The sequence below is a fragment of the Rhodococcus sp. USK13 genome (assembly GCF_018343855.1).
GTDB classification, from domain to species: domain Bacteria; phylum Actinomycetota; class Actinomycetes; order Mycobacteriales; family Mycobacteriaceae; genus Rhodococcus_F; species Rhodococcus_F oxybenzonivorans.
On record NZ_CP069242.1, the window covers coordinates 6,975,705 to 7,000,865 of the forward strand.

The 25,161-nt window shown below is 62.2% G+C and carries 18 protein-coding genes and 5 pseudogenes; 4 read left to right on the plus strand and 19 right to left on the minus strand.

What is annotated here, in order from left to right:
- Window positions 1-2: 2 nt before the first annotated feature.
- The 17 genes and pseudogenes from JQT59_RS34775 to JQT59_RS34845 all read right to left on the minus strand — a co-directional run bounded on the left by JQT59_RS34775 (window position 3) and on the right by JQT59_RS34845 (window position 17,273).
- Window positions 3-1,022, minus strand: a complete 1,020-nt coding sequence (locus JQT59_RS34775; RefSeq protein WP_213574177.1) for an MlaD family protein — start codon at window positions 1,020-1,022, stop codon at window positions 3-5.
- Window positions 1,019-1,672, minus strand: a complete 654-nt coding sequence (locus tag JQT59_RS37470; protein WP_249354043.1) for a hypothetical protein — start codon at window positions 1,670-1,672, stop codon at window positions 1,019-1,021. Before JQT59_RS37470 ends, JQT59_RS34775 begins: the two co-directional genes overlap by 4 nt.
- 60 nt (window positions 1,673-1,732) lie before the next feature.
- A pseudogene (locus JQT59_RS38585) lies at window positions 1,733-2,050 on the minus strand (MlaD family protein); the annotation flags it as partial.
- Between the two features lies 1 nt (window position 2,051).
- Window positions 2,052-3,065 (minus strand): MlaD family protein, encoded by a 1,014-nt coding sequence (locus tag JQT59_RS34785; RefSeq protein ID WP_249354045.1) that lies wholly within the window; start codon window positions 3,063-3,065, stop codon window positions 2,052-2,054.
- The gene (locus JQT59_RS34790) at window positions 3,050-4,051 is read right to left on the minus strand and encodes an MlaD family protein (RefSeq protein WP_249354047.1); all 1,002 of its coding nucleotides are present in this window, start codon (window positions 4,049-4,051) and stop codon (window positions 3,050-3,052) included. The genes JQT59_RS34785 and JQT59_RS34790 overlap by 16 nt, the downstream gene beginning before the upstream one ends.
- Before the next feature lie 8 nt (window positions 4,052-4,059).
- Entirely contained in the window at window positions 4,060-5,151 is a 1,092-nt protein-coding gene (locus JQT59_RS34795; RefSeq protein WP_249354049.1) for an MlaD family protein, read from the minus strand.
- 4 nt (window positions 5,152-5,155) lie between these two features.
- Window positions 5,156-5,986 carry an MlaE family ABC transporter permease gene (locus JQT59_RS34800; RefSeq protein WP_249354694.1) on the minus strand — a complete coding sequence of 277 codons (831 nt, stop codon included), beginning with the start codon at window positions 5,984-5,986 and terminating at the stop codon, window positions 5,156-5,158.
- Window positions 5,987-6,029: 43 nt separating this feature from the next.
- On the minus strand, window positions 6,030-6,938 hold the full coding sequence (locus tag JQT59_RS34805) for an ABC transporter permease (protein WP_213574185.1): 909 nt from the start codon (window positions 6,936-6,938) through the stop codon (window positions 6,030-6,032).
- Window positions 6,939-7,336: 398 nt separating this feature from the next.
- On the minus strand, window positions 7,337-8,401 hold the full coding sequence (locus tag JQT59_RS34810; RefSeq protein ID WP_213574187.1) for an ABC transporter ATP-binding protein: 1,065 nt from the start codon (window positions 8,399-8,401) through the stop codon (window positions 7,337-7,339).
- A 1,190-nt stretch (window positions 8,402-9,591) separates the two neighbouring features.
- Complete coding sequence (locus JQT59_RS34815; protein ID WP_213574189.1) at window positions 9,592-10,950, minus strand: C40 family peptidase; 1,359 nt, start codon at window positions 10,948-10,950, stop codon at window positions 9,592-9,594.
- Window positions 10,940-11,983 carry an ABC transporter ATP-binding protein gene (locus JQT59_RS34820; protein ID WP_283254099.1) on the minus strand — a complete coding sequence of 348 codons (1,044 nt, stop codon included), beginning with the start codon at window positions 11,981-11,983 and terminating at the stop codon, window positions 10,940-10,942. Before JQT59_RS34820 ends, JQT59_RS34815 begins: the two co-directional genes overlap by 11 nt.
- Window positions 11,984-12,695: 712 nt before the next feature.
- Window positions 12,696-13,200: pseudogene (locus JQT59_RS34825) on the minus strand (DDE-type integrase/transposase/recombinase); the annotation flags it as partial.
- A gap of 558 nt (window positions 13,201-13,758) precedes the next feature.
- Window positions 13,759-14,193 carry an IS110 family transposase gene (locus JQT59_RS37475; protein WP_249354054.1) on the minus strand — a complete coding sequence of 145 codons (435 nt, stop codon included), beginning with the start codon at window positions 14,191-14,193 and terminating at the stop codon, window positions 13,759-13,761.
- A 118-nt stretch (window positions 14,194-14,311) separates the two neighbouring features.
- Complete coding sequence (locus JQT59_RS37480) at window positions 14,312-14,443, minus strand: IS110 family transposase (protein ID WP_249354056.1); 132 nt, start codon at window positions 14,441-14,443, stop codon at window positions 14,312-14,314.
- Window positions 14,444-14,736: 293 nt separating this feature from the next.
- A pseudogene (locus JQT59_RS37485) lies at window positions 14,737-15,173 on the minus strand (transposase); the annotation flags it as partial.
- Between the two features lie 65 nt (window positions 15,174-15,238).
- A complete protein-coding gene (locus tag JQT59_RS34840; protein WP_213574193.1) occupies window positions 15,239-16,294 on the minus strand; it encodes an IS110 family RNA-guided transposase in 1,056 nt (351 codons plus the stop codon).
- Between the two features lie 493 nt (window positions 16,295-16,787).
- Complete coding sequence (locus tag JQT59_RS34845) at window positions 16,788-17,273, minus strand: MaoC family dehydratase (RefSeq protein ID WP_213578350.1); 486 nt, start codon at window positions 17,271-17,273, stop codon at window positions 16,788-16,790.
- A 1,063-nt stretch (window positions 17,274-18,336) separates the two neighbouring features.
- On the opposite strand from JQT59_RS34845, the gene JQT59_RS34850 reads away from it, so the two are divergent.
- From JQT59_RS34850 to JQT59_RS37490, 4 genes and pseudogenes are all read left to right on the plus strand, one after another.
- Window positions 18,337-18,657, plus strand: a complete 321-nt coding sequence (locus JQT59_RS34850) for a hypothetical protein (RefSeq protein ID WP_213574195.1) — start codon at window positions 18,337-18,339, stop codon at window positions 18,655-18,657.
- A gap of 168 nt (window positions 18,658-18,825) precedes the next feature.
- Window positions 18,826-20,013 carry an NAD(P)/FAD-dependent oxidoreductase gene (locus JQT59_RS34855; RefSeq protein ID WP_249354057.1) on the plus strand — a complete coding sequence of 396 codons (1,188 nt, stop codon included), beginning with the start codon at window positions 18,826-18,828 and terminating at the stop codon, window positions 20,011-20,013.
- Between the two features lie 567 nt (window positions 20,014-20,580).
- Window positions 20,581-20,706 carry a hypothetical protein gene (locus JQT59_RS37855; protein WP_283254039.1) on the plus strand — a complete coding sequence of 42 codons (126 nt, stop codon included), beginning with the start codon at window positions 20,581-20,583 and terminating at the stop codon, window positions 20,704-20,706.
- Between the two features lie 137 nt (window positions 20,707-20,843).
- Window positions 20,844-21,304 (plus strand): annotated as a pseudogene (locus tag JQT59_RS37490) (transposase domain-containing protein); the annotation flags it as partial.
- Between the two features lie 35 nt (window positions 21,305-21,339).
- Here the strand turns inward: JQT59_RS37490 and JQT59_RS34860 are convergent.
- Window positions 21,340-21,465, minus strand: a pseudogene (locus JQT59_RS34860) (IS256 family transposase); the annotation flags it as partial.
- Between the two features lie 197 nt (window positions 21,466-21,662).
- Window positions 21,663-24,950, minus strand: coding sequence for a protein kinase domain-containing protein (locus JQT59_RS34865; protein ID WP_213574197.1), 3,288 nt, complete (start codon window positions 24,948-24,950; stop codon window positions 21,663-21,665).
- Between the last annotated feature and the right edge of the window lie 211 nt (window positions 24,951-25,161).

The window sequence follows — 25,161 nt, forward strand, 5'->3', positions numbered from 1 at the left end:
AATCATTTCACTGCCCCGAGCATACGCAGAATGTTCTCGACATCAACCAGAACTTGATCTCCGTTCGCTGCCTGGATCGACTTAATATTGACCTGAGGATCTTTTGCGAACGGAAGAAGTGTTGTGCGAATAAAATTGTCCACTTTCTCCGCCGAAGTCGGACCCTCGTCCCACACATTGCGGATCGATTGTCCCGCATCGGCAATAGAATTCAGCATCGGAACCAGCCACTGTCCGCCCTCGAAGACACTGCCCACGTTAGGCAGCACGACGCTCAGATGACCAATGAATCGCTGGTTCAAGCTCCGCCAGTAGTAGGTGCCTGTATGGTTCTCGTCGCCTTCGAACATGACGGAGAGCGCATCCGACTTGTTATCCATTGCGACTGCTGTCGCATTCATGCCGTCCAACGTCCGGTCAATTTCGCTGAGGTTGTCCGACAGGTCGCGCAGATCGACCGCGACTGTTGACGCGATCGCTCTCACATCCTGCTGCGGCGGCATTACGTTGTTGAGTCGTTTCATTGTGTCTTGGACCTTTTGAATGCTGCCGCCGTTAACGAAGTAGGCGAGCACCGCCATCGTGTCCTCCAGTTGCGGCGGCGATGTGGTCTGTGCCGCAGGAATTAGCATGCCTGGCTTCAAATACTCCGACTGGGTCGTGTTCTGATTTGTTTCGAGTGCAATGTACGTATCGCCGAGCAGCGTGTCTTGGCGTATGACTCCGTGTACGTCGGTGGGGATGCGGGCGTCACCTGCCACGTTAACGGTCACCACAACCACCGGGCCCTGCACATCCACGGCCCCGACCTGTCCTACTCTCAGCCCGTTGAGCGTTACGTGGGCGCCGTCGGGAAGGTTGAGAGCACTTGCGAACTGCATTGTGATGGCGTAGCCGTCTCGGACACCGCCTTGCACCGATGGCAGGTCCTTCGGCCCCAGGGAACACGATGTGGTCAAACCGACTGCAAGACCCAGCGTGATCGCGCCGAACCCGCGCTTCCATCGTTTGGCGTGGCTCATCGAACGCCCTCTACTAGGAGTCTGTCGAGAATTCCGGTCATGGCAACCTGTTGACCGGACCCATTGTCGACCGTCATCGGCTGATAGGTCATCGTCGGTCCACCCGGACGTCCGAACTGTTGCTGTAGCACGGTCGTCACCGACGGAAGGGAATCAAGGAGACTCGCAAGATCCTTGGACCGCGTCGCGGCTAGGTGGATCGCGTCGGTAACAGGCCCATGCACCGTCGGCCACAGCAAATCACCGTAGTGGTCCTGAATGCTGTACAACACCGCAATGAGATATCCGGTGCCATCGACGAGCTTTGTGACGCCTGGCCACAGGTCGAGTCCCTCGGCAACCACATCCGGCATTTGGTTCAGGAGCGAGCTCACGGTCGACCAGTTGTGCAGTGCGTCCTCAGTCAAGGGCGCCATATTGAGAACGCTCGAACCGATATCGGAGACCAGTTGATCTGGACTTGCTGCGGCAGCCGATGCGTGCTCCAACATTGCACGTGCGTTGTCACCCTGCCCGCGCAACTCCATATCGAGACTGCCGATCGCGTGGGCCAGGCTCTTATCGCCCTCTGCGGGAGACATTGCGTCTACGAAGTCTGCTGCCGAACCGGCAATTTCGGAGATGCTCTTCGGCGTGAAGCTGCGGTCCATCGGGATACAGGTCCCGGGCTCGAGGTGCGGGCCGGAGTCATAGTTGCCGACAAGTTCGAGGCTGCGGTCAGCGAGTAGAGATTTCGACCGAGTCACAACCTGGACGTCCGCTCGATATTCACGTCCCGGGTCCAGTGTGAAGTTCACGATCACGTGGTCACCTGCGGGTTCGATGGTGTCGACTCTTCCCACGCGATAACCCATCTGGGTCACTGGATTGCCGGGGTACACGCCGAGCGCGTCTGGCATTTCTGCGCAGAACGCGGATGTGCTGTCATTTGTGTCGCTGGATACCAGGTACAGGCTTCCCGCTACGACAAGTGCACTCGCGACAAAGGCGGCCACGGCAGCCGCGAGCTTCCGATTGGTGTGTGGCATCTCAGCAGGTCCCTCCGGGAACAGGAACACAGATACTCGAGGCCAGAATGGTTCCGCCACCGATCTGGGCGATTCCCTCGGGCGTCAGCCATGCAGCCAGCCGGTCGCGGAGTTGCTGGAGCTGGTCGATGGCGGGACCGAAGTCCTGCTGGAAGGCGCCGATCGAATCGCGCAATTGCTCTATCTTCGGACGCATCTCAGGTTCATGAGCAAGATAAAACTGTTCTAGCGGAACGAGACGGTATAAGAACTCGCCGAGGAGCGCATAGGCCTCGTTGAAACCGGCGTGCGTATTGTGATAGGTCGACAAAACCACCTCGATTCGACGGATCAAGTCGAATACGAAGTCACGCCGTTGGTTGAATGTCTGCATATACTGTGCCGCCATATTCACGATGTCACGGATCTGTTCACGCTGGTGATCCATCACAGTCGCGATGCTGTCCATTCCCGATATTATCGTGGCAAGCGAGCCCGGATTTCGCTGCAGGGCATCTGCTGTCTGATCGATATTTGCATCGATCGTGTCGCCGCTCACTTTATCGGTGACGGTCGGCGCGGCCTGAAGAACATCGGCGATAGAGTACGGGACACTTACGCGGTCAACTGGAATAATGCCCGAACCAAGGTCTTTGCCGCCCATCGGAAGGATCGAGACTGCGTACCCGCCGACCGGCGTCAACATTCGAACGTCAATTCGAGAGTCGGTACCGATGGAGACGTCCCTCTTGACCTCGGCGGTAACCCTCACGACCGATGGCTCGATAGACAGGGCCGTGACCTGGCCGACGCTGATCCCTGCAACTCGGACGTCGTCACCGATTTCGATTGCAGCGGCGTCGGTCGTCTCGAACGAAATCGTCTTACGGCCTGGCGGATTAATGTACACCATCGCTGTCGCCGTCAACGCAAGCACAACCACAACCACAACCACAATGCCGAGGGTCAGCTCCTGGCGGGGCCCCCCGACGATTCGCCTGAAAGGGCTGAGTGCTGCCATTATCGTGCGTTGCATACAACTACCTCACTGCCATTGAGAAGCACCTGGACGGTGGTCGGCAATGTGGCCACCCCGTTGGTGCAAGATGTGTTGCCTGAGGCCGCCGACAACTGCGGTAACTGGAGACCCGCGATCGAGGCGGGGAGCAAGCGCAGTGCATTCGCCGCTGCCGGTAGAGATTCGAACGCGTCTGCCAGCATCTGGTCGACATTCATCTCGTGTGTTAGTCCGATTTGCTCGGTCAATCGAAACAGCGGCCTCATGAACTGAGGGCCGAACACGGATGTCTTCTGGAACTTGTCGAGAACTGTCATCGCCTCTTCTATCGAGTAGTTGAGCGAGTCCAGAAAGTCCATTACCTGGGGCGAGCGACTGCCCATTGTGTCGGCGATCCGCGCCATGTTCGCGGTCAATGTCGAGAGGACCTGTTGACGGTCGCGTGCCATAGCGGCGAGTTTGTCCGCGCTTTGTAGCATCGGCGCGAGTCCTCCGCCGTCACCCTGCAATAGCGAGATCGCGTTCTCCGTGAAGTCGTTGATCTCGTCGGTGCTCATGGTGGTCAAGACGGGCTGCAAGCCGTTGAACAGCTGCGTGATGTCGAACGATGGCTTGGTATTGGCAGTGGTGAGATGAGTGACCGGTGTTCCCGGATTGTCAGGTACCGTTAGCTCGATGTACCTAGCGCCGGTCAGGTTCTGGTATTTGACCGCGAGCTCCGTTGTGTCCGTGAGGTCGTACGGTTCCTTCAGTGTGAATGTGACCCGAGCGACGGTGTGATCGTCCTGGCTTTCGAGCTCGACTGAAGTCACCTTGCCGATCTGCACTCCTTTGGTTCGGACGTCACCATTCTCATGCAGTCCCGACACATCGGTGAATTGTGCAGTATATTCTCGCGTTTCGCCGTCGACGGGGCTCTTCATCGCGTTGACCGCAATGATGAACAACAGTGCAGCGACAACTGCCACCACACCCAACTTGAGCACCGTAAGCGCAAGCTTCATACGTGGATTCATCGCGGCGCCACTTCCTGCTGCGGTGCCGTTGCGCCGGCCATCGCACTCAGTGGCGCGGCCAAGGACGGAAGGTCGTCGAGCACGACGCGAAGGTTGAGGACCCTTTTGTCGCCGTTCGCGGAAAACACGTTGTTGTACTGATCGACCAGGCTCGCGAGCTTGCCCAGGGCCGTGCCGTTGTCCAGAAGGTTCGGCAGCGCTGTGGCGAACGCCCGCGCGATCTCCGTGAGCGGAGTCAACTCAGTCGAGTGTGATGCCAACAGAATGCCGGCCGAACCGAACAGCTTCTTCGAGGCCAGGTCAAGTCCTGCGGCACCCCGGTCCATCATCAAATCATTGACACCGAACGAACCATCCGGCTTCTTGTTGAACTTGGTGTCGAAGAGGAGGTAAAATGCCTGGATTGCCTGATCGCTGAATGCTGGCATCACGTCCAGGATGTCGTTTACCCGGGACAGCAACGCGCTCGGCATCTCCCGTTGCGTTCTCGCCACTTCGTCAGCCAGCACAATTCCGGTCTGGATCAGCGGCGTCATTCCGTCGCTGTACCGGATGACCTTGTTCAAGGTAGCGATCATGCTCGTGGTCAGGGTGCCATCGATAGTGTGTGACCCCTCTTCGAGCAGTCTCGACATTGTGTAGTCACCGACCGCTGTGCGCTGGAGTTCCTCCCCGGAGCTCAGGGTGTTGCCCCCCTCCTTGGCCACCAGATTGACGGCGGAGACCCCAAAATAGTTCAGCGGGCGGAAATCCAAGTCCATGGAGTCTGTCAAACCCTTGACCTCGCCGGGTTTGAGAGACAAGTGGATAAGTACCTTGTCTTGGTCTGTCTTCTCGACGGACGTAACCTCACCGACCTCGGCACCTCGCAAGATCACCCTGGTGCCCTCGGCCACGCCTGGCCCGACATGAGGAGTTTCGACCGTGAGGCGCAATCCGTCGGGCTTGGTCAGAAGCGGACGAATCCAGATAGCCGTTACAAGCACGATCACCACCAGCACTATGGCGCTACCGCCGGCAAGGTTGACTATTCGCGTTTGGTGCTCATCGGACCCACGAATGAAGTCCTGATTCCTCGGTTTGCTCATTGTTTTATCCTTTGAAGGTCAACACCGGGCTCAGACCCCAGAGCGCCACCGTCATGCAGAAGTTCAGTACCACGATTAATACAAGGCTCGCCCGAATCGCCCTGCCTGATGCCAACCCGACCCCGGCCGGACCGCCGCTGGCGAAATACCCGTAGTAGCAATGGATGATTGTAACAACGATGCAGAACGTAATTGTCTTGAGAACCGATGCTCCCAGATCCGGCCAGTTCAGGAATTGCGCGAAGTAGTGGTCGTACGTTCCGTGTGGTTGCCCTTCGAAAGTTTTGACGATTACACCGCCGACGAAGAAGCTCACCACCAGCGCCATTAGGTAGCCAGGCAAGACCACCAACAGACCTCCAATGAGTCGGGTGCCTACGACGAATGGGATTGATTGCAGGCCCATAGCTTCCGTGGCGTCGATTTCTTCAGAGATTCTCATGGCGCCAATTTCTGCTGTCATGCGGCATCCGGCCTGTGCAGCAAAACCAATTCCTGTGATAATCGGCGCGATAACGCGAATATTGCCGAATGATCCGATGATGCCTGTGAGGGGACCGAAACCGAGCAGGTCAAGCGCTAGGAACGCCTCGATGGCGACCACGGCGCCGACCGCGACACCGAGAAAGAACATTAGGCTGACTACGCCGCCGTCTACGACTAATGAGCCACTGCCCCAGGCCATGTCGTTCATGGTTTTCCAGGTGGCCTGACGGTAATGCTTGATGGTCTTGGGAAGGGAGGTGACGACTTTCCAGACGAACACCACCAGCTGGCCGATCTCGTGCACTATTCCTGATATGCCGCGCCCGGCCGCTCTGAAGGGCCGAAACATGACCGACGGAACCGGACGGTGTTTTGAAGGAGCGTTCATTTCATCAGGCCAATCGGGTCGGGTAGAACATAAGCTGCAGCTGGCTGACCAACAGATTTGTGATGAAGATGCAGAAGACACTGAGCACCACTGATGCGTTGACGGCGTTCGCAACGCCCTTGGGCCCGCCTTTCGCCTCGAGTCCTCGCAGACTCGCTATTGAGACGACGATTGCGGCGAACAGGAACGCTTTCAACACCGAGAACGCTAGGTCCGTGGGAGAGGTAAATGCGCCGAACGACTGCCAGAAGCTGCCCGGTACGACGTCGGCGACATTCACGGAGATGATGAGGCCTGCGGCGACACCGGTCGAAATGATGATGATGCAAAGGATCGGAGAGATCAGGAGCATCGCCAAAAATCGCGGCATCACCAGACGTTCTACCGGGTCCACGCCCATCACACGCATCGCGTCGATTTCCTCACGGATTGACCGTGCGCCCAGGTCGGAGGAGATTGCCGAGGCAGCCGCGCCACTCATGAGCAGACCCGCCGCCATCGGTGCACCCTGGCCGACGACACCGAGTCCGCTTGCCGCGCCCGCGAGCGAACTGGCACCGACCTGATTCATGATGCCACCGACCTGAACCGACACCTCGGCGCCGATCGGGATAGCCATCAGCAACGCTGGCAGCGCCGTCACCTTGAACAGCAGCCACATCTGATTCGCGATCTCGTGCACGGGCAGACGCAGCTTGATCGTGTCAACAACGGTGTAGCGCAATACTTCGGTGACCAGATGCACCAGCCTGCCCAGCGTCTCCAGGCTGCGGACTGGCGCCGTTTTGAAGTATCTCGCCGCTCGTTGTACCAGCGGAGGGCGTGCGTTTCCGTGTCCGCCTTTAGCTGTTTCGGTTGTCGAACCTCGCTGATGATGCTTCAGTGGAAGCTCGGCGGATGCCAGCGTCCCCATCGATCTCTCCTCGCATATTAGCGCACGACGATTTCGCCGCGGTTGGCGCAACTTGCTTTCGTTTTCGCGCCGATAGTTCGTCCGATCAGCGGCACCTCGGGAAGAGTTGACTGAGGCTTCGTGCCGCCTCCGGCAGACTCAACGACTTCGTTCACCGAGTTAGGCTTGAGTGTCGAGCGTCACTTCTTGGCGTTACTGTGATACACGTACCGTTCTGCGTATCATGTTACCCAGACGTGCCAACTATGGGCAAGCGAAACTGAACAATGAATCGCATCGTGCGTTCAGTCTCCGGGGACGATGCAGATCGTGAGGGGACAGCAGATTTGCGAACTGTGACCGAACGTCGCCCACGCTCCTACGTGCAGTCACGTGCCGAAAGGCTTTAGACGGCCGGGTCACGGCTTCAGCACCCGTCGCGACTCCTCAGCTCGCCCATAGAGAAGAGGAATGACCTCAGTATTGGAATCGTCAGCAGGAAACAGTGTTTCGTCAAAGCTTTGCTGGATCGCGGTCTGCGCGTGCTCCGGCAGGGTGTGCATGATGTGTCGGACCCGTTCCTGCCGACGGGCGACGGCCTGCCGGTACGGCATCCCCGGCGTCGCCTTCATCTGCGGGACGATGCCCTCGACGTCTTCGACACCACCGGCATGATGACCGGCGTCGACCATCGCCTGCTCCGCGGCCATGGTCGCGTCGTCCTTCTCCTCCGACATCCCGATCGGGCCGATCATGGTGCCGTTGAGGAACTGCTTGACGACCGGCTGATCGCTGGTGAGCAGCACCTCCCGCGGGCCGAACATCACCAATTGCCGGCGGAACAGCATGCCGATGTTGTCCGGCACCGTCCGCGCCAGATTGATGTTGTGCGACACGATCAGAATCGTGGCATCGATTTCCGCATTGATGTCGATCAACGTCTGCGAGATGTAGGTGGTGCGGACCGGATCCAGACCCGAGTCCGGCTCGTCCACCAGAATGATCTGCGGATCCAGCACCAGCGCCCGCGCCAGCCCGGCACGTTTGCGCATACCACCGGAAATCTCACCCGGCAGCTTGTCCTCGGCCCCGAGCAGACCGACCAGTTCCATCTTCTCCATCACGATCTTGCGGATCTCGGACTCGGACTTCTTCGTGTGCTCCCGCAACGGGAACGCCACATTGTCGAACAGGTTCATCGATCCGAACAACGCACCGTCCTGGAACAGCACCCCGAACAACTTCCGGATCTCGTACAACTCCTTCGACGAGCACTCCAGAATGTTGGTGCCGTCGATCACGATCGACCCCCGCTCCGGACGGAGCAGACCGATCAGCGACTTCAAAAACACCGACTTACCCGTGCCCGACGGCCCGAGCAACGCACTAACCTCACCGGCCGGAAGGGTCAACGACACGTCCTGCCAGATCCTCTGCGTGCCGAAGGACTTGGTCAGTCCCTCGACGGATACCTCGACTCCCACAATTACCTCCGCGCCTGTTCAGACATCACCGAGCACCAACTCGGACACATCAACCGGATGGGCACCGCTACCGGCACTGTTGCGCTTCCTTACAGGGCTTCTTACTGAATCGGGCAATGATGGCCACGCTCATCGGACTACCTTTCTCGGCTTCTGACTACGGTCGCAACGGCACCCCGAGGCCGACGCGTGTGGAGATTCCCAGACCTTCGGGACCCAGTCCCCTGCGTCCTTCATTCTTCGCGAACGCCCGGCGCCAACTTGCGCGTAGGCGGTCGGCGAAAGTTCACGATCAGAGTGCTCTTACGCATGCAAATAGTTGCCGACCCTGCTCGATTCGGAGACGCATCTAAGCCACGAACGAATAAAACTAATCTAGAATAAATTCGTCGATGTGTCAACGCTCACACCATCCGAGGCGCGGCGGTCCTCCTGCGCATTTCGGGTACAACGCGTTGAACCCGTCGGCATTGAAGTTACAGATCACATCGCCCACTCCGCGCTGGTGAAACTGACTCGGCGATCTTCGGAACCGGTATGCCCTGCATGGACAGTTGGATTATGTGGGCGTGCTGCCAGGTCATCACCGAGCTCGGTGCCGTGATGATCACCCGCACCAGCCGATAGCCCTTGTTGTCGTCGAGTGAATGTACTCGTACTCGTTCTGTCACCCGACCGCATATTGACCGGTGCTGTGCCCGCTACACCACAACCGGGCGGCGAGCCGACCCGAACAGACAAAGTTTTCCCTGGTAGGGGACGAGCCGAGCTGCGGGGAGAGTGTCGTTGATCAGCCCGAATCGTTCGGGCGCAGACGCGCCGAGTTTCTGCGGCAGCCGATCTGCGGCGCAAAGGTGTCGCGTGCAACCGATGCGTCCACATCCGGTGCTCGAGATGATAGATCGTGATCGCGTTTTGGTCGTCTAGATCTGGCCCGCACAAGCGGCAGGCTTCACCGCCAGTTTGGTATCTGTCACAGGGTCGCGGCTTCCGATTCAGTTCGTCTCGGATCTATCTCGCGTTGCCCGAGAACGTCGACCAGAATATCAACGCCGGGCTTCCACCCTTGCGGCCTTCCCTACCCCGGAAAACAAGGCGCGGTTTTGGGTTCGCTCGCGCTCGCACTAATTCTCCTCCTCGGCGATAACCGATAGGGGTCGAGTGCGGTGAACCGAGCCCGGCGTGTAGTTCTATTGACGCTCTGTGGGAGTTGACGCTGGCGACACCACGCGCCGGGCCTTCATCTCGGGAAAGACGTCGGCGATACGCACGACGTCACCCGTGGTGGGGGCGTGGATCATCTGACCGTTACCGATGTAGATAGCGACGTGCCCGGGACCGCCGGACTGCCAGTTGCCGAACAGCAGATCACCTGGCTGGGCCTGATCCATCGGAATCTCCTGCCCGACGTTCCACTGGGTCTCGGACGTGCGCGGCAGCGCGATGCCCGCTGCGGCATGGACCGCGAACGACGTCAGGCCCGAGCAGTCGAATCCACCCCCGGACGGGCCGTTGACGTTGCCGCCGCCCCACACGTAAGGCAGACCGAGATAACGGAAGGCCGATTCGACCACCCGCCCACCCACGCCGTCGCCCAGCGGAAGCCCGATGAGCGGCGCGAGCAGCTGCGCGAAGGACGGTTCGGTCGCCCGGATCTTGGCAACATACGGTTTGGTCTGAGTCTCGTAGTCCGGGCTGCCGGACGGCATTCCGCCGGATCGCAACACGGCACCCGATCCGGCGTTGTACGCCGCGATGGTGAGGTCGAGGGTGTCCCCGGATACCCGGCCCTGGCGTTTCCAGGCGTCGATCTGTTCGTAGGTGTCGCACAGCAGGTTTCCCGAGGCCATCACGGGGTCTGCGATGCCGAGCACGTCCGCCTTGCCGTCCTCGTCGGCGTCCTTGCCGTAGATCGCCCAGGTGCCGGGCATGAACTGTCCAGGCCCGAGCGCGCCGGACGGGGACACTGGTGCGATGGCACCGTACTGGAATCCGTTCTCCGCCGCATACAGTGCTGCGAGGGTCGCGGGCTTGATTCCGTCGCAGATCGAACCGGCCTTGCGCAGCCACGGCGCGAACAGGGCGATCGAGCCAACCGGGGCGAGGGAGGCACGCGGAAAGATGGCCGGAACAGGTTGCAGCACAGTGTCGGTTCCGGAACCGGAATAGTCGGCGTAGGCGAGCGAGCTCGACGGCAACGCCGGTGCCGGTGATGCCGATTCCGGATCCGACGATGGTGCAACCTGCTGCGGGGTCGGCTCGGGCTCGGTTGACGGCGGCGGGGTAAGGGCGCCGAACGGAAGATGCGGTTCGAGTGCGGCAGCTGCGGCGGCCGTGACGTCGTCCACCGCCTGCTGAGCAGGTGCGCGCACCGGCTCGGGCAGCGCCGTAATCAGGTCCGACACCTGCTGGTCGGTGCTCGGCGCCGAGTACGACTCGAGGGTCTGCGTCGCCTGATCCTTGATCTCCGGCGGCGCATCGGTGCCCTGGATGAACGCACCGGTCGCCGCGACTACGGCGACGATCAGCGTCGACGGATCAACGGACATCGACCGCACCTTCGAGCAGCACGGTGTTTTCGTCGTAGAACCAGCCGCCAGAAGTCTGGTCGAGACTATCCTGGATCGCGGTCTGCGCGTGCTCCGGCAGGGTGTGCATGATGTGTCGGACCCGTTCCTGCCGACGGGCGACGGCCTGCCGGTACGGCATCCCCGGCGTCGCCTTCATCTGCGGGACGATGCCCTCGACGTCTTCGACACCACCGGCATGATGACCGGCGTCGACCATCGCCTGCTCCGCGGCCATGGTCGCGTCGTCCTTCTCCTCCGACATCCCGATCGGGCCGATCATGGTGCCGTTGAGGAACTGCTTGACGACCGGCTGATCGCTGGTGAGCAGCACCTCCCGCGGGCCGAACATCACCAATTGCCGGCGGAACAGCATGCCGATGTTGTCCGGCACCGTCCGCGCCAGATTGATGTTGTGCGACACGATCAGAATCGTGGCATCGATTTCCGCATTGATGTCGATCAACGTCTGCGAGATGTAGGTGGTGCGGACCGGATCCAGACCCGAGTCCGGCTCGTCCACCAGAATGATCTGCGGATCCAGCACCAGCGCCCGCGCCAGCCCGGCACGTTTGCGCATACCACCGGAAATCTCACCCGGCAGCTTGTCCTCGGCCCCGAGCAGACCGACCAGTTCCATCTTCTCCATCACGATCTTGCGGATCTCGGACTCGGACTTCTTCGTGTGCTCCCGCAACGGGAACGCCACATTGTCGAACAGGTTCATCGATCCGAACAACGCACCGTCCTGGAACAGCACCCCGAACAACTTCCGGATCTCGTACAACTCCTTCGACGAGCACTCCAGAATGTTGGTGCCGTCGATCACGATCGACCCCCGCTCCGGACGGAGCAGACCGATCAGCGACTTCAAAAACACCGACTTACCCGTGCCCGACGGCCCGAGCAACGCACTAACCTCACCGGCCGGAAGGGTCAACGACACGTCCTGCCAGATCCTCTGCGTGCCGAAGGACTTGGTCAGTCCCTCGACGGATACCTCGACTCCCACAATTACCTCCGCGCCTGTTCAGACATCACCGAGCACCAACTCGGACACATCAACCGGATGGGCACCGCTACCGGCACTGTTGCGCTTCCTTACAGGGCTTCTTACTGAATCGGGCAATGATGGCCACGCTCATCGGACTACCTTTCTCGGCTTCTGACTACGGTCGCAACGGCACCCCGAGGCCGACGCGTGTGGAGATTCCCAGACCTTCGGGACCCAGTCCCCTGCGTCCTTCATTCTTCGCGAACGCCCGGCGCCAACTTGCGCGTAGGCGGTCGGCGAAAGTTCACGATCAGAGTGCTCTTACGCATGCAAATAGTTGCCGACCCTGCTCGATTCGGAGACGCATCTAAGCCACGAACGAATAAAACTAATCTAGAATAAATTCGTCGATGTGTCAACGCTCACACCATCCGAGGCGGATGCGGCGGTGCGTCCGGGGACCGCTGAGCCGCGCGAACACGGCAGAAGGGTCATTCTCGCCGCAGCACATCTAGCCCTCGGAAAGCTGCAGGAAATGGACAGAAGGGAGCGACTAGTGCCACATCAGACAACGATTGCCTCGTCGCGATCTCACATAGCTTCTCTTCTTCTGCCGCATCCTTGGTCCACCAGATGATGTCCGCGACGAATCATGCTGTCCACCTTGTGGCTGATGTAGTCGGCCCCGTCGAAGGTCTTTCTGAATCGCCCTGGATCGAGTGGAGACTCCAGTTCAGGCCACCTCGGGGGTTGAGGCAGCCGGGGGACGCTGTTCACGATAGCGGGTCTCGTGCCAGGTCGGCGAGAGATAGTCGATCGACGAGTGCAACCGCTCCGCGCTGAACCAGCGAACCCACTCGACGGTTTCCCGCTCCACCTCGGCCGCCCGCTCCACGACGCGTCACGGTCGATCAGCTTGGTTTTGTAGAGTCCGATCGTCGATTCCATCAACCGTTGTCGAGGGCAGTGACCGACGCTGCCGATCGACCCGGCGATCCCCGAAGCGATCAACGCCTCGGTGAACGCCAGCGACGTATACTGACCGCATCGCTGTGATGCACCAAACCCGTTGACGTGAACCGGATGTCGGTTCTCCTGTGGGTAAACAACGCCTGCTCGAGCACTCCGGTGACCAACACGGTGGTCTTCGATGTCATCACCTGCCACCCGAGGATCCGGCGGGAGAACACGTCGACACAGAACGCCGTGTACACGAATCCGGTGAGTGTCCACACGTAGACATCCCACCCGGGTCAGACGTCAAGCGGCCGCCGGTTGCTGTCCCGCATAGAAGTCGGGCCACGCCGCGCAGTCGTCCCAGGGTTCGTTGTGTTGAAGGCACCACCACAGGCGTCCGACGAGCTTGTTCGCGAGGTTGCGCAGAGCCGCGTTGTGGTGGTCGCCGGCGGCTCGTCGTTTGTCAAGTGGGCGCGGGCTCCGGCTGATTTGGTGAGGGTCGCGAACGCCCACCAGTGGCAGGCGTCGCCGAGTCGCTTGTTGCGGACCTTGCGTGCCTTGACGTAGTGCGATCGTCCTGAGGCGCGGGTGATCGGCGCGGTGCCAGCGAACGCTCGCAATCCGTTCGCGGTCGCGAATCATCTTGGCTCGTCTCCTATTTCAGCGAGTGTGCAGGCGGCGAGGATCGGGCCGAGACCCGGAACAGACCGTAGGATCGGCGCCGCGGGGTGCGTGTCGAATGTTGGTGCCAGCTCCTTCTCCAGCGCGTCGACGGCCTGGTGCATCGAGGCGATAATGCCCAGCAGACCGGTTGCCGCCGCGCCCAGGGCCGCTTCGACCTATGGCGGCTGACGCAGGGCTGGGGTCTTCAGATCGGTGAGGATCTGCTCGACGAGGCGCGGGTCGTTGCGGCGGCCGCTGCGATGCAGCAAGCTCTTTAGCCGACTGCGAGTGAGTTTCTGGCCGGCGCCGGGCGTGGGCAATGCTGTGAGCACGGTCAACGCGGCACGGTGTTTGAGATTCGGAAATGCCTGCAGAGCTTGCGGATAGAATTCGAGCAACACCGAACGCAGCCGGCTGATGGTTTGATTCAGCGCCCACACCGCCTCCTGATGTTCACGTGCGAGCGTCTTCACCGCGCGCCCCTGCTCGCTGATGGTCGGTAGAGGCCTGTGCATGTGCCGGTCGGTTCGCAGTACGTGCGCGAGGACCGCGGCGTCGCCCGGGTCGGACTTCCCGCCGGCTTGCCCGTGGCGCTCGCGGTAGCGGGCCACCGCGCGCGGGTTTATCGGGTATACGGTGAACCCGGCGTCGGCGAGGCGACGACCAGCAGATTCTTGTCGGTTTCGATGGCAATCGGGATGTCCTCGACGCTGTCGCAGTGTTCCGCTATCAGTGCCAGGAGATCAGTGAATCCGGCTGCGCCGGTGTCAATTCGGTATGTGCAATGATCTCGCCATTCGTGTCGACCAAAGCCACATCGTGATGCGCCTCGGCCCAGTCGATCCCGCAGGCGATGCCCATACATCCTCCTTGTGCCGGTGACCTTCCTTTGAGCTCGAGGCGGGTGCGGCAACCTAATGGACAGCGCTCTGTGGCGCGGCATCTCACCAGCCGTTCACACATACACCTCGTGGCGGACCGGCAGGGTCACCGTCTACATACGAGATCTCCGGTGCGTTCCGTGTCATCACATGCAGTGATCACCTGCCGGTAGCTCACCGGCTATTCTGCACCCGGATCCGTGGATGGGCAGTGATCTCCTGCCGGTTGCCTCTTCCGTGTCGGGACAAGCCGACCCACCCATTAGGTGGACGGGCGATGCTGATGCCGTGCTCGGTGAGCACGGCACAGATCGGGTCGACCCCGAATTGAGAACGGTACGCGTCGATGTAGTCGACGATCACCGCAGTCGGCGTGGGGGTACCTCCCGCTTGCGGGGGACGACCTCCGCCGCCGCGAAAAACGCGCTCGCGGTCTTCAAAATCTCGTTGGCTCTGCGCAATTCGGCTACTTCTCGACGAAGGCTGGCAACCTCGGCCGACACGTCAGGCGCCGAAGACGATGCGCCCGGGGCCTGGCGGCTCTCCTCCCGCTCGATCCAGTTCCTCAGCGTCGCCGGCGCGATGTCGAGCAGCTCGCCGACATGGCGTCGGGCTGCGACCTTCGAGCCTCCGTGCTCGTCGATCCGGTCCCGAGACATCCGGACGGCGCGATCCTGGGTCTCCGCGTCGTACTTCTTCGGTGCAGGCATACCAGCATTCTCCTTGTTGAATCAGGAGTCTCCACCTCGTCCAGGATGCTTCTATATCCGTCAAGTCATGCTGGGGCCGGATACGCGGCGGTCAGTGTTCGGAACAATTGCCGGGTGATGTACCTCTTCAGGCATCGCATGATCTCCTTGGTCGTGCGACCCTCGCTGCGGCGGCGGGCGACATACGCGCGGGTGTCGGGGTGGGTGCGCATCCGGACGAGGACGATAGTGGTCAGCGCCCGGTTCAGTCGTCGATCCCCGCCACGATTGAGCCTGTGACGCATCGTGTTCCCCGACGACGCCGGTATCGGGCAGGTTCCGGCGAGGGCTGCGAACGCGGCTTCGGAACGGACTCGGCCCGGATGAGACCAGGCGATGAGCACCGAAGCGGCGACCACCGATCCGACACCGGGTAACTCCGGCAGTTCCGGTGCGACGGCGTTCACCGCAGAGTCGAGTGCCTTCCTGTTGTCGATCAACTCGGTATCGAGGGCACGGATTCGTCTCGCCAGTCGTACCGCCTCCTGCCGGCACGTTTGCATGGTGATGTCCTCCGACCGGGAACGCCAGGTAGATATCGCATCAATTTGTCTGCGCGTCAGCGCTTTGCGCGCATCGACACCAAGGTCGGTGATCCGGAGCAGGGCGGTGAGCGCATTGACCGCTCGGGTCCGCTCACCAGCCATTTGTTCCCTGGCCACGACCAGGACCCGAAGGGCGGCGCGGGGCCCCTCGGCGCGCGGCCAGCGGAGCCGTGAGATGTCGACCGCGAGCACCGACCGGGCGATCCGGACGGCGTCAAGCGAGTCGGTCTTGCCCACACCGCGGCGGCGCGCCGCCGACATCGCGGCGGGTTCGACGACCGCCAATCTGGAACCGAGGACACGCTCGGCGAGACCTGCTCCGTAGGAGCCGACGCCTTCGATAACTACCAGAGTCGCGTGCTCACCCACGCGCCGGCGGATCCATGTCACCGCTCGCTCGAGCCCGGATGGGCTCGTCGGAAACATTGATTGGTCGACAATTGCTCCGGTCGCGGCGGTGACAACCGACAGTGAGTGGGTAGCGGCGTGGGTATCAACCCCGATGACGAATTCGTACTGATCTGCAACGATAGGCATGGCGGCGGAATCCTTCCCAAGAGGTGACGTCGTGTCGGCGTCGGCCCGGGAAGAACACTTCGAGGCAGGCCTGTAACGGGCCACGACCCGCGCACACGGGTCGGGCAGGCTTCTGATCAAGCCACCGAAGCGGGACCGGGTCGGCGTCGCCGTCTCGGCCGAGTGGACAGATCCTGGACAGTGCACCCCGAAGGGGCCATGCGGTTCAGGGGTCACACTCAATCGCGACGACGGCACCGATCCTGCCAGCCAGCCCCGGGCCAGCCACTACAAACACTTACAGACGGTTCATTTTGAAGTGCCGCAGCGCCGTGAACTTCGCCTCGATCGGGTTAACCAACGAACTCTTCGAGTGGGGCTTGAGGTGCCTAGCCAAGCCGCTACGCGAACAGGTGCCGCACCACGGCGGTCGGGTAGGTGACGCGACGTCGTGGTCGCGACTCTCGCCCAGTGCAGCGTGCGTGCCGCAAAAGCGGCCGATCGGGGTGCCTGGCTATCCAATGCTGCCTTGCGGATGCTCTGCCCTTCGAGGCACTAGGACGCGAACAGACTCCGCAACACACGCAGGCTTGTCCTCACCCTTGATCTCGATGGTGTACTTCACGACCACCTGGGCGCCCTTCCTGGTGTGCTCGAACGACGCGATCTCGCCGCCTACCCGGATCGATGCCCCCACCCTCACTGGCTGTGGGAAGCGCAACTTGTTCAGCCCGTAGTTGATGACGAGTTCCACGCCATCGATGCGCATCAGGTCGGCGCTGAGCCTCGGCAACAGCGAAAGCGTGAGGTAGCCGTGCGCGATCGGGGCACCAAACGGTCCCTGTGCCGCCCGCTCGGGGTTGACATGGATCCACTGGTGATCATCGGTTGCGTCGGCGAACGCATTCACGCGGTCCTGCGTGATTTCGAGCCAGTCGCTGTGACCGAGGTGATCGCCGACGGCGGCCTCGACCTCGTCAATATTCTGGAATAGGCGCATTGAGTCTCCTTGCTTCTGCCCGGCTAATGGAGCGGTTGTGGCAGCTAGTTCGAAAGCGGTCGGGCAGCGACGAGCCGGGATGTCCCACAGTTGACCGTCCGGAACACTACTGTCCGCCTCATGAATAGATCCCTCAGGGGCTACCTCGAGCAAACGAAGCGTGTACCCGACGCTGAGCACCAAAAACATCTCATTATTTAATTGCAAATAGAAAGATAAACTGTCTCCAACTCGGCGTCAAGGAGGAGTGCCTAAGTTGCAAGTGCCCATCGGGGTCCGGACCGGCCCGCAGCGCAAGCGTCTTACCCTCAGTCGGCGCACTCGTGTGGCAACCAAAACAGCCCAGCGTTCGCGCGACTACCGGGGTCAACCACGTCTCGACCTGTATCGATCTGGATTGACGGGCTGCTGTCAGGGGCGCCGAATAGCCCTACACCGCTGGCTTCACCAACCCACCCTTTGCCGGATAGCTCGCGAGACGCGATTTGTGTCGATCCATTGGCGTCGTGTCATGCGGGTGACGCCAGCCCGATGTAGCGATTGCGCCCTGCCGAAACCGTAGGAACGACGGGTCCGCGCTGTGGGAAGACAGCAGCAATATGGTTGTCCCATGAAGGTGGACATCGAATTACATGCGGCAGCTGACAACGTAGACGACGGGATTAGCAGTTGTTCGAACTCGACTGGGGCGAGGTAGTCGAAGGCGGGATGACGGTAACGCCGGTTGCAGGACGAGAGCCACTCGAACAATTCCTGCCATGCCAGCGACTTCGACGATCCAACTTCGGCCGTATAGTTATTCCTCCTGAGCCCGTGGAAGAACGACTTGGCAAGGGTGTGGTCGCAACTCGAGCTCATCCGGTCTCGACTCGGCTGGATTCATGACTGCGTCAGATGTCAACGAAAGATACGGTGGCGTGTTGCGATTCGTGATCGCTGTTGAAGATTGCGCCATTAATGTCACACCCGCGTGTGCGCACTGACCACAGGCAGAGAACGCCCGGGCATGCGGGTGCCGAGAAGGAATAGCAGTTCGAACGTGAGACGTATCATGGTCGTGCGTATGTCCGCCGGTGACACAGGCACCGTCGGCTACATTCCGCGACGCACAGCGGAGGGCAAGTCCGGGCGCGAGATCATCCGGTGCCTCAAACGCTTCGTCGCGCGCGAAGTTTTCAAGATCATCCGGAATGCCCTGCCAGTGGACAGTGGCACAGGCCGACTTCGCCAACGTCGCCGAACGTTGGCCACCCCGGTCATCGCGGTGGCAACCGACGTCTGGAGATCGGCCAACGCCACGACCCTGATCTCGCCGCCACCTACTGGCGGTGGCTCACCGACCGCGAGCAGCAGTCCGGCCACTATCCTGGCCGACACGGCTTGACAGCAATAGGAGCATCCATCGTCATGGAAGCAATTCTGGAATTTCATTACCGCTGAGACGTATTCACCGTGACCGCATCGACCTCCAAGCACCCCGTTTGATATGACTTGTACACGATACGCGATGTGATCATGCCCGTCGCAGGGCAGATTGGGCAGGTACGGGACAGTGCAGAGAATTGTGATCGTCGGGGCGGGTCTGTCGGGCCTGCGCACCGCGGAGGAACTACGGCGGGCTGGATTCGAGCGTGACCTGATTCTTCTCGGAGGTGAACCGCACCTTCCCTACGACCGCCCGCCGCTGTCGAAGGAAGTGATGCGTGGGGAGAAGAGCGACACCACCCTCAAGCCGCGGGAGTTCTTCGACGAGAAGAACATCGAACTGCGTCTCGGGGTCGAAGCGGAGTCGGTCGACACGGTATCCCGCACCGTGAGACTGGCCGACGGCAGCGAACTCGGTTACGACGAACTCGTGATCGCCACCGGTCTGGTGCCGCGGCGAATCCCGGGACTGCCGGACCTGGCGGGCGTTCACGTTCTCCGTTCCATCGACGAGAGCCTGGCGTTGCGCGCGGACCTCGCCGAGGGCAGGCGTGCGCTGATCGTCGGGGCGGGATTCATCGGCTGCGAGCTGGCGGCGAGTATGCGGGCCGGTGGGCTCGACGTAGTGCTGGTCGAGCCACAGCCGACGCCGCTCGCGTCCGTGCTCGGCGAGAAGATCGGAGGGCTCGTCGCCCGGCTGCACACCGACGAGGGAGTCGACCTGCGCGCCGGTGTCGGGCTCACGTCACTGGTGGGTACCGACCGGGTCACCGGGGCCGTCCTCGGTGACGGGAGCGAGGTGGACGTCGACGTCGTGGCGATCGGGGTCGGCTCGATTCCGGTCACTGCGTGGCTCGACGGGTCGGGAGTCGAACTGGACAACGGTGTGGTGTGTGACGGCGTCGGGCGCACGGCGGTCCCGCACGTGTGGGCGGTCGGCGACGTGGCCGCGTGGCAGCTGCAGGTGGGCGGGCGCAAGCGCGTCGAGCACTGGAGCAACGCCGGGGAGCAGGCGAAGATCCTCGCCGGGGCGTTGACCGGCACCGGCGAGGAGAACGCCGCAGCGCAGGTGCCGTATTTCTGGAGCGACCAGTACGACGTCAAGATCCAGGCCCTGGGCACGGTGGCGCCCACCGACGAGGTGCACGTGATCAAGGACGACAGCCGCAAGTTCCTCGCCTACTACGAGCGGGACGGCATCCTGGCCGGTGTCGTCGGCGGTGGGATGGCGGGCGGTGTCATGAAGATGCGGGCCAAGATCGCGGCGGGATCTCCGATCGGTGAGGTCCTCGAGGCCGCGTCGGGAACCTGCTGATCGGGATACTTTCCACCGTCGAGTCACCGAAAGTGGCCGCGACTGAGTCGCTGATCATACGACCTCACCACGCCGACGATGCCGTCACCATTCCGACGACGGGCCCTCCCTGACCGCGGGAAGGACCCTTCTCATATCGGCATCATCAGCATCGACAGTGACGCCATCGTCGGCACGCTCAGCGACGGACAACAGCCGACCGACGTGGGTGCCACGGTTAGGGATGCAGATTAACTATTACGATGTTTCATTCGGGTGGGTTGGGTGTGATGCCTGTGGTGGTGATGTAGGCGATGAACTCGGCGAGGGTGGTGAGTGGATCGGCGGGGTCGATGGTGGTCGATCTGGTTCAGGAATTGGCGGGTGTTGCGGATGACCTTGTTGGCGGTGGTCCGGCCGATGTCGAAGAGCTTCGTGATGTCCTTGACCGGCAGGCAGAATCGGTCGTGGGTGAGGGTGAGCACGAACGTCGGTCGGCGAGGGTGAGGGTGGGTTGGCCGCCGGGCCCTTTCGCGGTGTTCCGGTGACCGCCTCGGCGGCTGTGCAGGGAAGCGTACTGCAATCGGTGTGATCACAGGTACCGCACCGGTATCGGAGATCGGACCGCCGCCGCCACTCGGCGCTGCACAGATCAACGGCTGGGCCTTCACCGACCAGATCCTGTGCCCGGGCTGCGCGTGCAACGCCCCCTGATTGAGCTCGCACGGTTGGGGCATGCCCCTGACTGATGTCGGTGGTGCCGGCGAGGACCACAGCAGAGGGCGGTGGCTGGTATACGCGATCATGGCGTTGTTTCGAGGGCCAGCAGCGACGCAGAACGCGATATAGACACGGCGTTCTGTGTCGATGTGTTCTCCCGCCGGATCCTCGGGTGGCAGGTGATGACATCGAAGACCACCGTGTTGGTCACCGGAGTGCTCGAGCAGGCGTTGTTCACCCACAGGAGAACCGACATCCGGTTCACGTCAACGGGTTTGGTGCATCACGGCGATGCGGTCAGTATACGTCGCTGGCGTTCACCGAGGCGTTGATCGCTTCGGGTATCGCCGGGCCGATCGGCAGCGTCGGGGACGCCGCCAGCAAGGGGCAAATCGGTCGCCAGAAGGTCTTCGACGGCATCCTCGACAGGCTCGACACCGACGCCTCATGACCCGGCACTTGACAAGATCACCCACATAAGTTCAACGCGGAGCGGTTGCACTCGTCGATCGACTATCTTTCACCGACCTGGTACGAGACCCGCTATCGTGAACAGCGTCCCCCGGCTGCCTCAACCCCCGAAGTGGCTTGAACTTGAGTCTCCACTCGATCCAGGGTGATCCATTTCTCGGTGGCCTCGGCTTCGATCAGGGCCTGCAGGCCGGTGCGAACCAGTTTGGCGAACACGCTCGCGCTGTCGGCGCCGGTGAGTGCGTCGAGTTGGGCGAGCAGTGCAGAATGGTCGCGGGTCATCGCGTGGATGCTTTCTGTGAGTCACTTTGGTCGGTAACTCGTCGATCACTACGCGATAGCCCACGCTCCTCGAGGGAACGACACGCCGTGGACCTGGCCGAATGTTCTCAGCCGATTCCCACCACCCCCCGGACTTACCCCGAGGATGCGGTGGCGACTGCTGAACGGTTGCCCGTCCGCGATCATCTTCTCGAGTTTCAGGAACGGTTGTTCTGCGTTTCCATGATCCACGCCGCGATCTGTGCGCGTGAAGTGAATCCCAGCTTGGTCAGCAGATGCTCGACGTGACCCTGTGCAGTGCGGGGCGAGATCGTCAGGCGGGCGGCAATCTCCTTGTTGGTCAGCCCCTCGGCGACTAGTTCGGCGACCTGGAATTCGCGTTTGGTCGGTGTGGTGGATGTGCCGGTGGCGGAGGTCGGCGTGGGCGCGAGCTGCTCGCCCAGCGCGTAGGCGATGGCTGAGTCGAAACCGAGCGCTGCGCCCTCGCGGCGGGCGGCGGTGTATGCCTGTTCGCTTAGTGCCAGTTGCGTCTGGCGTTCGCACTCCTCCCGATACGCGAGCAGCCCGGGATATACCACCGCCGGGCTTCCCACCGACCGGCTGAGCTCCTCTGCGGCTCCCAGCAACACGGCCGCGCGTCGTGCGTTGTGCTCGTCGGCGGCGATCCATGCCAGTGACTGCAGGCACATGCTGGCGTTCAGGCGATCGCTGATCCTGCGGTTGAGCCGCAGAGCCTGCCCGAGTAGCCGGGCCGCTCTCGAGCGCTCACCGTGCCGCCACACGGCGACAGCGAGTGCACAGAGCGTGTATGACCGATACACCACTTCATCGCGTGGCTCGGTGATAGCCAGGACCTGCTCATGGCAGTCGATGGCCCGCTCCGTGTCATCCAAAACTTCGTAGGTCAGTCCGAGGCTCATGAGGGCGGTGACCTGGAAGAGGACATCGTCGCGTGCGAGGTACACCCGGACGGCATTCTCAAGGTGTGGCAGGGCGTCGGGGAGCTCCCCGGCGAACAGGGCGCGTAAGCCGTCGGCGAGATCGATGTGTGCCCGCAGCACCGGGTCTGTCGTGTGCTCGGCGAGCAGCCGCCCCTGTTCCTCGAAGGTGGTCGGCCCCTGAGGGTTGCCCTGCACTCCGGCCAAGATACTGCCGACGTACAACGTCCTGGCCCGTTCGGCGGTCGGCGGGCCGGTCAGGCGGGCCAGGAATCGGTCGAGCCAGCGCCGACCCTCACTGAACAAACCTCGGGAAAGCCAGAGGGGGAAGAGCGCGCCGGCGATCCGGAGCCCGGCGTCCGGGTTGTCGGACACACAGAAATCCATTGCTTCTCGCAGATTCGGCTGCTCCCGGCCCAGCCGGGTGATCCACGCGAGTTGCCGGGAGCTGATCCAGTCGGCCTCCGCGGCGAGTGCCAACCGCTCGTACCAATCTCGGTGGCGGCGGCGGAGCTCGGGATACCCGCCATTCTCCTGTGCCTTCTCCCGGCCGTAGTCCCGTAGGGTCTCGAGCATCCGGAACCGCACCACCTCCCCGGACGCTTCCCGCGCCAGGATCGACTTCTCGACCAGGAAGGTCACCGTGTCGAGCAGATCATCCGAGGCAAGATCGGCGTCGCACACATGTTCTGCGGCATCGAGGTCGAAGCTGCCGGCGAACACCGACAGCTGGGCCCACACCTGCTGCTCCGCCGGTGTGCACAGGTCGTAGCTCCAGTCGACACACATCCGCAACGTCTGCTGCCGCGAGGGGGCGTCCCGGCTGCCGCGAGTGAGCAACGCGTACCGGTCGGTCAACCGCGCCAGGATCTGCTCGGGCGACATTGCCCGCAGCCGGGCCGCCGCCAACTCGATCGGGAGCGGCAGGCCATCGAGCCGCTGACAGATGCGCGCCATGGCGACCTTGTTATTCTCGGTGAGCTCGAACCCCGGTGCGGCCGCGGCGCCGCGCTCGGCGAAGAGGGTGACCGCGTCGTTGCGGGGCAGTCCCTTCGGTAGGTGATCGGGATCGGGCACGGGTAGCGGCGGAATCGGCACCACCGTTTCCCCGCCGATGCCTAGCTGCTCGCGGCTGGTCGCGAGAATCCGCAGCCGAGGGCACGCGCGAAGCAGAGACTCGGCGAGCCTGGCCACACCGTCGACCATCTGCTCACAGTTGTCGAGCACCAGCAGCAGGGTGCGCGGGGCGAGGAACTCGACCAGCACCTCGGGTAGGGGTCTGCCCGACCGATCATGCAGACCCAGCATAGCCGCCAACACACCCGCCAGTAGCGACTGGTCGCGCAGTTCACCCAACTCCACCAGCGACACCCCGTCGGGGAAATCGCGGTGCACCGTGGACGCGACCCGCACCGCCAAGCGGGTTTTCCCGACCCCGCCTATCCCGGTCAAGGTGACCAAACGCGAGGTCGTCAGCGCGTTCTTCACCTCGGCCAGTTCAGTGCGGCGGCCGACGAAACTGGTCAGTTCCAACGGAACGCCACTCGTTCGGCCGGACGTCACAGCTGCCCGAGAGGGCGCGCTCCCAGGCGCACGCTGCGCCGGGAACCGGTCGACTGGGGGCGTGACTTCGTGTTCGGCGCCCGGGTCGGGGTGCAGGGCCATCTCGTCGACCGGGAAACCATGGTGCCATTGCGCTTTGCGGAGTTTCCGGCCTAGTTCCGCAGCTGAGGGTCGACTTGCCGGGTCACCGGACATTGCACCTTCGATGATGGCGCTGACGTCCTCGGGAACGCCGTGCTCACGCGGGTCCGGTAGGGGCTCGGCAGTGATCCGCAGAAATTGGGCCACCAGCTGCTCACCGCTGCGCCGTTCGAAGGCGGCGTGCCCGGTGAGCGCCGCGAACAAGGTCGCACCGAGGCCGTAAATGTCCGCGGCGGGACTCGCGGGCTCACCGGCGATGACCTCGGGCGCGGTGAAGGCCGGCGACCCCGTCACCACGGCGGTGGTGGTCTCGAACCCGCCGGTGATGTGGGCGATGCCGAAGTCCGTCAACGCGGGCTCGTCGTAGTCGGTGAGCAGAATGTTGCCGGGCTTGACGTCACGATGAAGGATCCCGAGGTGGTGCGCGGTTCCCAGCGCGCCGGCCATCTTCACCCCGAGCCGCAGTGCCTCCTCCAGCGGGAGTGGTCCGTGGCGGCGGATCCGCGCATCGAGGGAGTCCTGCGCCAGATAGGGCATCACGATGAAGGGGCGACCGTTGTCGGTGACGCCGACCTGCAGGACATTGACGACGTTGGGGTGCCCCGTCAGTTTGCCTGCCGCGCGCTGCTCGCGGAGGAACCGCGCCCGGTTCAGCTCATCGAGGTCCGCCGTGAGTACCTTGACCGCCACCGTGCGATCCAACGCAACCTGTTTGCACCGGTAGACGACACCGAAACCACCCCGGCCGATCTCCCGAGCATCCTCGAACCCGGTCGCCGCCAACTCCGCGGTGACCGAGCCGGACGCGTCCCGCTGCGTCGCGAAGGGATCCACATCGGCCATCAGCTACATCGATTCACCTAGCTGTCGCAACACCTTGTACCACCGCGCCCACCTATCACCCCACGATACCGTCAGCCGCCAAACCGAAGCCCATACCGGCTAGGGCATCGACAGTTCCCAGGGCCCGCAGTAGCGAACCCGGGCTCGTACTGGCGCCGGGCAACCGGCGTCACCAAGAAAGGAACACAGACCGCTGTGCAAGATAGAGGGG